Genomic DNA, 9311 nt, shown 5'->3' with positions numbered 1-9311 from the left:
TGGCCAGAGCACCGCCGCGGCACCTTCCCGGATACCCCAGCCAGCCACCGTCAAGGGTACGACCATGCTCAGCAGCAGAATGCTGCACAACGCAGCAATGACTGCTGTAGAGGCCATGCTGTCCAGATAACCCGCCCCCCAGGCAAGGCAGAGAAACACGCCAAGATAGCTCGCCAGCACCAGAAGGGACGAGCCGAACTGGACCGGCAACACGGCCCGGTTCAGTAAAGAGCGGTACACATCCCGCCGAAGGCGCTGAAGATAACCCGCAATTTCGGTGTTGAGGGCGAGCCATAACACGACACCGACAAGGACAACACTCACACCCAACCACAGTCCACCCGGCCACGGACTGGCCTGCAGACGGCCGGAACCGAGAAGCCAGCCGACGGAAATCGCCACAACCAGCACCAGCACCAACTGGCCGGAGAGCCTTTCGATGGCGACCCCGTGAACGGCAGACAAACGCTCACCAGCGCCTGTTCCGTGGCGCCAGGCCCGGTTTACATCACCAAGAACACCGCCGGGCAACACCTGGTTCAGAAACGTGGCCAGGTAGTATTCCCGGATTGCAGCACCGTACGCCAACGGGAGACCCAGCCTTTCCACGGTATAGCGCCAGCGCCAGGCCGACAGGGCCACCTGAAACACGGTAAGTACCAGTGCAGGTATCAGGATAAGCGGAGAAAAGCGGGCCAGCTCCTGCCAGAGGGCACCGGCATCCAGGGAGCGGAGGACAAATCCGATGATCAGAACCGTAAACAACCACCGTGCCGCCAGCCTTAGCCGCCTTTGGCTCAACTCCCTCAAGGCAGCTCCCCGGGCGGCAGCGCAAGCAGGTCCAGATGCCGGACGATAACCGTCAGGTCACCGCCGGACAGCTGGCGCTCGCGGGTTTCCAGCCATTTGGTGAGCCGGTCACGAACCTCGGGAGACTGCTCGATAGCCGCCGCTACCCAGCCCTGCATGAGCATACGCGCCAACCTCTTATCGTCACCCTGCAACCTCCAGGGCGATTCCGCGATGTCAACCCGATACCCTGCCTGGGACAGCAGGTCTCTGAGCACAAACGTTGCCTCTGGCCCCAGGGCAGCACCGGTGCCTTTGTCCCCATGCTGATGCTGATTCACCAGCTCTCTGAGCAGCGAATCATCGGGATGTTCGGGATACAGCTCAAAGTGCCCGGCATAGCTCAACACAATCAGTACTGCAGATGTCCGGCGCGCCGCCGCCCGGCTCAGGGCTTTTAACCACGGCCCGGACACCAGATCAATCAGGGCAGAAGCCGTGATCAGGGAGAGTTCCTGCGGTAGCTGTTGGTCCATGTTCTCCGGGGTTAACTGCACACTGGTCGTCTCGAAGGGCACGTCGAGGCTGTCCACCCGTTTGCTTGCCTCGCGAAGCAGAACGGCATCCTGGTCGAGGGCCAGCCAGGCTTGGGGTACCTGCAGTGCGGGCACCAGGTACACGGCATTGGAACCACAGCCGGAACCGATATCGACAATCTGCAGAGGAGAAAGCGCATTTGACGGGCGCCCATCGTAACGTCTGATCAGCCAGTCATTGAGCGTGCTGGTTAGCTCTCCAGAGCGCGCCAGATGATCTGCTGCCTCCCTGGCCGCCAGCCAGTCGCTGTCAAATTCAGAGTGATGGTGCAGGTCCGGTCCAGGCCCGCTGAAATGGTGCAGCGCCTCGTTAACGTTCCTGGCGGTATCGGCCCAGGAACGTATCCGCCTGGATTCCTTCGCAGCAAGCTTGCGGGCATGAGCGAGCTGGTCCGGGTGCGCCAGCCAGTCGCGGATTCGCGCCTCGAGGGCCCTGACATCGCCGGCACAGTACTGAACCACGCCGGGCCGCGCAGAGGTCTTGGCCAGGGCTCCGCCATCGGAGGAAATAATCGGCAGCCCCTCTGCAAGCGCTTCATCAATCACCATTCCGTAACCCTCGTAGAGCGAGGGAAAGACAAAGAAATCAGCATGGCGGTAGAGGCTGGCAAGCCCGGCTTCATCCACTTCCCCGACCAGTTCAATCCTGTCTTCCAGATTTGCTGAGGCAATGGCCGTCCGAATCTGCCGACTGTAGTGGGGATCGCGACTGTCGGATCCTGCCAGCGTACATTGCCACGGCAAGGCCCTGAGCCTGTCCAGGGCTTCGACCAACTGGTGCTGGGCCTTTCTTGGTGACAGGTGAGCCACACACAGGATCCGGGGGCAATCGGCTTCCCGCGTGCTGTCCCCGGCGGTGGCCGCTGGGAATCGGGTAACACCAGGCTCAGCGACCCGGATGACGTCTGCCGGCACATCGTAGTCCGCGAGCCGGGCAGCGGTATGCCGGCTTGTGGTCAGAACGCCTTTTACAAACCTGAGGGCCTGTTTTTCGGATTCGAAAAACCATTGTCTGTCTGCCTCGCTGATACCGGTCTCGTCAGCCAGAGGGTGGTGCACCAGGGCCAGAAGATTCAGGCGCTGTGCGTGCCGTTCGACAACGCCCGGCAACCCGCCCATAGCCAGCCCATCCAGCACCACCCAGGCCCCATCCGGCATGCTGGCAAGTGTCTGGTCCATTGCATCCCGGGCGACGTCATCGGGGCGGGGAAACCGTCCTGGCAAGCCGCTCACCTGGGCCATCCGGCCGCCCTCAACCAGTGCTTCCACCAGTTTTCGGACATACCGGTAGCCACCGGTGTTCTGCTCCGGATCGCCGGGAACCAGAAACTCGATGGCCCCGGGTGCGTCAGATTCCGGCATGGTAACTGGCCCAGGCAATATGGGATTCAGAAAGCGTGACTTTCAGGCTGACAATACCTTCTCCCGTTTCACCCAGACGGCCCCCGTGGATAGCTGCCGCCATCCGATCAAAGACCAGTTTGGCCATAAATTCGGTGGTGGTATTCCGCCCTCGCAGTTCCGGCAGCTCGTCCAGGTTCTGCATATTGAATTCAGAGAGAACGTTCTTGAGCAGCTCGGAAGCCAGGCCGATGTCCACCACCAGATCGTCCTTGTCGAGCTGATGCCGCTCAAAGGTTACATCCACCACGTAGGTAGCGCCGTGGACCTTCTGGGCGGGACCAAAGATCTCTCCGTTGAAGCTGTGGGCAATCATCATATGGTCCCGGACCGTCAAGCCGAACATAGTGTCTCCTAATCAGGTAGTGTCGGGTTATCAGTACACAACTCGATGGCAGAGGGTATCCCGGCCATCAATGAGAATTCGTGCCATGGATTTTGGCAGGTCGTCGAACCGGCACTCGCCGGTAATCAGCGTGTCCAGCGCCTCGTCCTGGAGCAATTCCAACGCCAGGGCCAGGCGCTTGCGATAGTCCCACCTTGGAACTCTAGTGGGCACGATCTGGCCCACCTGGCTGGATTTCAGGGTCAGACGCCGCGGATGAAATGCCGCGCCCAGGGGCGCGGGCACCGGCTGGTCCCCATACCAGCTCATTTCCACAATGGTCGCTTCCTGCCCCGCCAGCCCCAGGGCGGTCTCAAGGCCGGATGGGTGACCACTGGCATGGATCACCAGATCATGGTCATCGGCGCCGCATTCACTGCGGAAGGCCAGGCCAAGCCGTTCTGCCACGGCCCGCCTTTCGGTATTGGTGTCGATTGCAGTCACCCGGGTTCCCGGAATGCGGCTGGCCAGCCAGGCTACCAGCAAACCAACCACACCCAGTCCAACCACGGCGATACGGTCCCCGACTGCGGGGGCGCCATCCCAGAGGCCGTTAACGGCGGTTTCCATGTTGGCTGCGAGGATTGCACGCTCCGCCGGCAGATCGTTCGGCAGGACTGTCACGGCTGAGGCTGGTACGCGGTAGCGATTCTGGTGGGGGTACAGGCAGAACACCGTTTCTCCGACCAGCCCCGTCGGCCCTTCCACAACCCTGCCAACGCTGGAATAGCCGTATTTAACCGGCCAGGGAAAGTCTCCCTCCTGAAACGGTGCCCGCATTGCGGAGTATTCACTTTTCGGAACGCGGCCGTGGAAAACCAGTGATTCAGTACCACGACTGATACCGGAATAGAGTGCCTCCACTGTCACGACTTCGCCGTGCTCAGCACTGCCAGGCCCGGCTAACGGCGTCTCCAGGATCTCCCCCTTGCCTGCGCCGGTTACCCACCAGGCCCGGGCCACTGTCTCGATATTCGGAACGTCAGAGTCGCGTTGCAATGGGATCTCCTTTCTCGCCGGCGTCTGTTTGGAGCCCTTCCCGGGCTGAACCTTCAGGTCTGAACGCGGTCTATGCTCGTAAGCACACTCAGACACATCAACTATAGTCAGTGTACAGCGCATCCGCGGTGTTTGGTGCCTGCAAACCTATACGCTGGAGTTCCGTGATGGATTCTAACGGCCAGTCCGCATCAATCAGGCTCCCACTGTTACTGGATCTTGCCTGGGGTTTTGGTCTTGCCGCCCTGCTCTGTCTGGCGACGGGCTGGCTGACCTCGCCACCGGTTTTGTTTTACGGGCTTTCAGCCATCCTCTACCTGATTGTTTGTGGTTTTGTTGTCCGGGCCTGGCCATCCGGACGGGACTTCGGTTGGGCCAACCGGGCAACCCTGCTCAGGGGTAGTCTGGTGATTGTTCTTGTGGCATTGGCCCCTTTCGCCGGACACCTGTCTGACGGTCTCTGGCTGTATGGCTGGATGGCCCTGCTGGCATTGATCCTCGACGGAGTGGACGGAAAGGTTGCCAGGGCTACGGGTTCACAAAGCGACTTCGGCGCCCGGTTCGATATGGAACTGGATGCCCTGTTCATCCTCGGGCTCAGCATCGCTGTCCTGGCCCTCGGCAAGGCCGGCCCCTGGGTTCTGGCACTGGGCCTTATGCGCTACGCATTCATTGCCGCCAGCCACTTCCAGACATGGCTTAACGCACCACTGCCGGACAGCTTCCGACGCAAGACAGTCTGTGTCTGGCAGATCGTAACCCTGCTTGTGGCCGTGCTGCCACCGGTCAATACCCTGTTTGCCGCCGCCACGCTTGCAACCGCTCTTGCGCTGCTTGTCTGGTCGTTTTTCCTGGATATTCGCTGGCTTTACCAGAGGAGACATCCCCATGACGTTCAATAACCTGAAAACCCTCACCCGGTCCGCCGTCATTCTGCCCGCGGCCCTTGCCTTGAGCCCGACCGTGATGGCCGAGCCAAAGACCTATGTCGTCGATGACGAACACTTCTCGATGTTCTTTGAAATCATGCACATCGGGTATGCCCCGGTGATGGGCATGTTCCGGGAAGTGGAGGGGCAATTCGTCTATGACGAGGAAGCCAGAGAGCTCGAATCCGGCAAACTGGTGTTCCAGAGTGAGAGCGTATTTACCAACCACAAAAAGCGCGACGAACACGTGCGCAACCCGGACTTTCTGGACAGCAAAAAGCACCCGGAGATCACCTTCACCGTTACCGACTTTGAAACCACCGGCGAAACGACCGGAAAAGTAACGGGTGATCTGGCGCTGCTTGGCCAGACCCGGTCCGTGGTGCTGGACGTGACCCTCAACAAGGCAGACGTCTACCCCTTCGGCCACGAGGAATACACCCTGGGCATCAGCGCGTCCACCACCCTGAAGCGCAGTGAATGGGGCATGACTTACGGTCTTGATGAGGACATGGTCGGTGATGAAGTCAAACTTCATTTCGGCTTCGAGGCCATTCGGGAGTCGGGCTGGTTCTGATTCGGCACTGCCAGGAATGTGATCCACCGCACAATCCGGACACATTCTGTTACACAATCAGGCCAGTTTTTTGGGTTGCGGCGTAAATCCCGTTATGTTTAACAATACAACAATAAACAAGGGACCTGCCGCATGCCCGGTAAGGCTGTTCTGCTACTGACACTGGTAACCGCCGGCGTCGTCGGCACGGGGTATCTGCTTTCTGCCGACAACCGCGGTGAGTTTGGCTGGCTTGCTGATCTGGTCAGCGGGGAGCAACCGGCGGTCGTTCAGAATGCCGTGCCCCCAGATCAACGTTCGGGCAGCCCCAACCAGCAACCTGAGCCACCAACGGATAACGCCCTCGGCTTTATGTTGGCCAGCGTGGCCGATCAGTATGCCCAATCCACCCGATACCCTGCCTGGTCCGTACCTCTCAGCAAGGAACAGGCCAGCGCCTACCGGGGCAATCACTACGAACCGGTCAGCCTGCCTTTGGAAGACAATGGACAGTTTACCGTCACTCTTGAGAAATACCGGTTCACCGAGGACGAACAGATTCTTGTGGCGGCCGCCATTCAGGGCTCGCAAATCGTTGATGGCGCCCTCTCCGCCACACTGGAGAGGCCCGACAGCCGCGATGCCGTTGCCGGTACGACCCTTGAAGAGGCAGGGGCTGCCGGCTACTTCGAAGGCACGCTGTCCGCTGACGAATCACCGGGGGAATACCGTCTGATTGTGGAGGCGAGGCTGGACGGCAAGCCGGTTCGCCATGCCTCGTCCCTGACCATCGAACCCTATCTGGGCGAGTTCGAAGGGTTGGGCGATGCCCGCATCAGTGACAACAATCTGGTGATACCCGTGCGGTTCTCGCCCGAAGATCCCGGTTTTTATGCGCTTTCTGCCCAGCTCTTCAACGGGCCGATGCCCGTCGCACAGCTTCAGATGGAAAAAAGACTGGATAGCACCTCAGACACCATCAAACTGAAGGCCCACGGCACGGTGCTGGCAAATCAGACGGTAGACGGTCAGCTTCAACTGAAGAACCTGCAGATCCGTCAGCTTCCGGCCAGGCCCGGTGATCGGACCAACTACGCATTCGGCCCCGACGAGGGCTATACATTCACACCCCCGGATCTAGAAAGCCTTTCGGATACGCCGGCGGTGAATCCCGAATCGGAACAACGGGCGGCGCTGCTCCGGCAGCTTGCCGACAAGTTCTGATGGCAGAGCAGGTGCTCTGCACCGGCTAGCGCCGGGCTGTACCGCCTTAAATGGCGGAGAAACGTCTTGTGACAACAATAATTCAGCAAAGACGGAGCAACCATGAAAACAACAAAGATCGGAAGTGCCTGTAAGGCCGCCCTGGCGGTCGCCATCACCGGCAGCCTGTTTGCCGGAACCGCCCAGGCCCAACTGGCCGGGCACAATGTGATCCTGGTACACGGGTTCCAACAGGAAGACCTGGCCAATCCCCCGGCCAATCTCCAGGACGTAAAGAACGCCGGCGAGGATTACTGGCGAACCTTCTGGTTATCCCGTGCCGAGGCCCGCATCGACTGGGGCAGTGATGGGCGGGTTGAAGGTGGCATTGCCCAGCAGGCCTATGAACAAATGCGCCAGATCAGTCAGCAAGGCCTGTGCAATGATTACTGCATTATCGTTTCCCACTCCACTGGCGATCTGGTTACCCGCTATCTGCTGGAAAACCAGGCCCGCTGGCTTCAGTCCGAGGGTTTGCAGCCCCTGAAAATCCTGGCAGCCCTGGATTATTCCGGTGCCGGCGGTGGCACCGAACTGGCGAACCTCGCCCTGAGCCTCGCGTATAACGACAGCTGGTATAACTGGCCTCTCAGGGCGGCAGTGGAAGCCTTCACCGGTATCGAGCCGGAACCGGGTAAGCTGGGCGTGGTAAACGACCTGCAAACTAACGCAGCCCGTAACCTGGCGGTGAGCCCGAACTCCATCCCCCGACTGCGTTTTGTGGCCGGTGGCTCCTCCTACGGCGGTATCACCAAACCATTCATCGCCGGCACCGACGATGGAGTGGTGCCCACCCACTCGGCTTGTGGGGCAACCTCCGCCGCCGGCATCGATTCCTGCTCTTCCAGCATCAGCCTGGCGGGCAAGGTCACCAGCCAGAATGGCCCGGGCGCCCTGTACTACAACCATTACCCGGTACTGATGAACGAGGACGTCACCCACAGCGGTGTGCTGGGGTCCGAGACGGGCAACATCTCAGTGCCGGTGGTCAACAACACCACCCTGAACGGTCTGCAGGTGGATTTCGCCAGCCGCACCTACAACAAGCGCGCCTGGTGGCAGTGGTGGGGCTCCGGTGACCAGTATGTTGAAGTGCCCGGTTCTGACCAGACCGATATGTCCAATCTGGTTTATACCACCCTCAATAACTGAACACGTACGAAGCATGCAGAAGACGGGGTCAGAAGAAAATTTCTTCTGACCCCTATTTTATCCCTTGGTAACTCTACCCATCTTTTCTTTTTAGTTCGCAAACTATACATTGGTTCGCTTTCCCATTTGATTCATTCACTGCCGGCAAGCGATACCCGATGTCTGACGCCCACAAATCCGATCTTCTCCTGGTTGTTGTCACGCTGTTTGCGGCCATCAGCTGGATGTTTTCAAAAGAAGCTGTGTTGCTGATGCCTCCACTGATGTTCATGGCGGCCAGATTTCTGATTGCTGGAACGGTGCTCGCATTCTTCGCCCGCCGCTCGCTGATGAAACTGAGCCTGGATCAACTGCGTCGAAGTGTCGGTGTCGGTCTGGTGTTCGGCACGGCGATGACCTGCTGGGTGATGGGGCTGGTTCACGGCACCAGCCTGGGTGAAGGGGCCTTCCTGACCAGCCTGGGTGTTGTGATCGTTCCCATCCTTGCCCGGTTGATCTTCAAGGAAGCTCAGCCTCCGAGCACCTGGCTGGCCATTCCCATTGCGGTAGCAGGGCTCGCACTGCTGTCGCTTGAAAACGGATTCCGGCCGGAAGCCGGTCAGATTTTCTTCGTGATGGCCGCGACCATTTTCGCCCTGTACTTCAACCTCAACACCCGGGCGGCCAACCAGCGAACTGTCACCAACCGGCTGGGCGAGGCGGTGGAAAAACACCGGGTGCCCGCCCTGCCCCTGACAGCCATTGCGCTGCTGACCGTAGGCATGCTGACCCTGATTGAATCCATGGTTATGGAGCGCTGGCAGCCCACCCTGACCAATCTCTCCCCCCTGCTGGTCTGGTGGGTTGTCGCCAGTGCCGTTATTGGCACGGCAGGCCGCTTCCTGCTCCAGACCTTCGCCCAGAGCCTGTCGGCAAACAGCCACGGTGTGGTGATTCTGGTACTGGAACCGGTGTGGGTGGCCCTGTTCGCCGCTGGATGGTTCGGCGAATCCATGACCGCGATTCAACTGGCTGGCTGCGGCCTGATTTTCGCTGCGCTGATCGTCAACCGCTGGGCGGTACTGAGCAAAGCCATCAAGGACAAACTCCGGAACCGGAAAACCGCATAAAAGTGGTTGACCAGCTTCGGCGGAATCAGTATATTGCGTCCCCGTTGCAGGACACAGGACCATAGCTCAGTTGGTTAGAGCGCTACCTTGACATGGTAGAGGTCCCCAGTTCGAATCTGGGTGGTCCTACCA

At 59.8% G+C, this 9311-nt stretch carries 9 protein-coding genes and 1 tRNA gene; 6 read left to right on the top strand and 4 right to left on the bottom strand.

Annotation, left to right across the window (positions count from 1 at the left end):
- The 4 genes from ACESMK_RS19655 to ACESMK_RS19640 form a co-directional block, all read right to left on the bottom strand.
- Nucleotides 1-810: lysylphosphatidylglycerol synthase transmembrane domain-containing protein (locus ACESMK_RS19655; protein WP_373002257.1), on the bottom strand; the 810-nt coding region annotated here is incomplete at its 3' end.
- Complete coding sequence (locus ACESMK_RS19650; RefSeq protein ID WP_373002254.1) at nucleotides 807-2747, bottom strand: glycosyltransferase family 4 protein; 1941 nt, start codon at nucleotides 2745-2747, stop codon at nucleotides 807-809. The genes ACESMK_RS19650 and ACESMK_RS19655, both read right to left, overlap by 4 nt.
- The gene (locus ACESMK_RS19645; RefSeq protein WP_373002251.1) at nucleotides 2734-3132 is read right to left on the bottom strand and encodes a 6-pyruvoyl trahydropterin synthase family protein; all 399 of its coding nucleotides are present in this window, start codon (nucleotides 3130-3132) and stop codon (nucleotides 2734-2736) included. Before ACESMK_RS19645 ends, ACESMK_RS19650 begins: the two co-directional genes overlap by 14 nt.
- A 30-nt stretch (nucleotides 3133-3162) precedes the next feature.
- Nucleotides 3163-4170: a zinc-dependent alcohol dehydrogenase gene (locus ACESMK_RS19640; RefSeq protein ID WP_373002248.1), complete on the bottom strand. Its 1008-nt coding sequence runs from the start codon at nucleotides 4168-4170 to the stop codon at nucleotides 3163-3165.
- Nucleotides 4171-4337: 167 nt separating this feature from the next.
- On the opposite strand from ACESMK_RS19640, the gene ACESMK_RS19635 reads away from it, so the two are divergent.
- The 6 genes from ACESMK_RS19635 to ACESMK_RS19610 all read left to right on the top strand — a co-directional run bounded on the left by ACESMK_RS19635 (nucleotide 4338) and on the right by ACESMK_RS19610 (nucleotide 9311).
- Nucleotides 4338-5072 carry a CDP-alcohol phosphatidyltransferase family protein gene (locus tag ACESMK_RS19635; RefSeq protein ID WP_373002245.1) on the top strand — a complete coding sequence of 245 codons (735 nt, stop codon included), beginning with the start codon at nucleotides 4338-4340 and terminating at the stop codon, nucleotides 5070-5072.
- Nucleotides 5059-5676: a YceI family protein gene (locus ACESMK_RS19630; RefSeq protein ID WP_373002242.1), complete on the top strand. Its 618-nt coding sequence runs from the start codon at nucleotides 5059-5061 to the stop codon at nucleotides 5674-5676. Before ACESMK_RS19635 ends, ACESMK_RS19630 begins: the two co-directional genes overlap by 14 nt.
- A gap of 132 nt (nucleotides 5677-5808) precedes the next feature.
- Nucleotides 5809-6879 (top strand): hypothetical protein, encoded by a 1071-nt coding sequence (locus ACESMK_RS19625; protein WP_373002238.1) that lies wholly within the window; start codon nucleotides 5809-5811, stop codon nucleotides 6877-6879.
- Between the two features lie 102 nt (nucleotides 6880-6981).
- Nucleotides 6982-8070, top strand: coding sequence for a hypothetical protein (locus ACESMK_RS19620; RefSeq protein WP_373002236.1), 1089 nt, complete (start codon nucleotides 6982-6984; stop codon nucleotides 8068-8070).
- 158 nt (nucleotides 8071-8228) lie between these two features.
- The gene (locus tag ACESMK_RS19615; protein WP_373002234.1) at nucleotides 8229-9179 is read left to right on the top strand and encodes a DMT family transporter; all 951 of its coding nucleotides are present in this window, start codon (nucleotides 8229-8231) and stop codon (nucleotides 9177-9179) included.
- A 55-nt stretch (nucleotides 9180-9234) separates the two neighbouring features.
- Nucleotides 9235-9311, top strand: a tRNA-Val gene (locus tag ACESMK_RS19610).

The organism is Marinobacter sp., assembly GCF_041687235.1.
Classification (GTDB): domain Bacteria; phylum Pseudomonadota; class Gammaproteobacteria; order Pseudomonadales; family Oleiphilaceae; genus Marinobacter.
The sequence above is the reverse complement of the archived record's forward strand: the minus strand, read 5'-3'. Positions and strand labels throughout refer to the sequence as shown.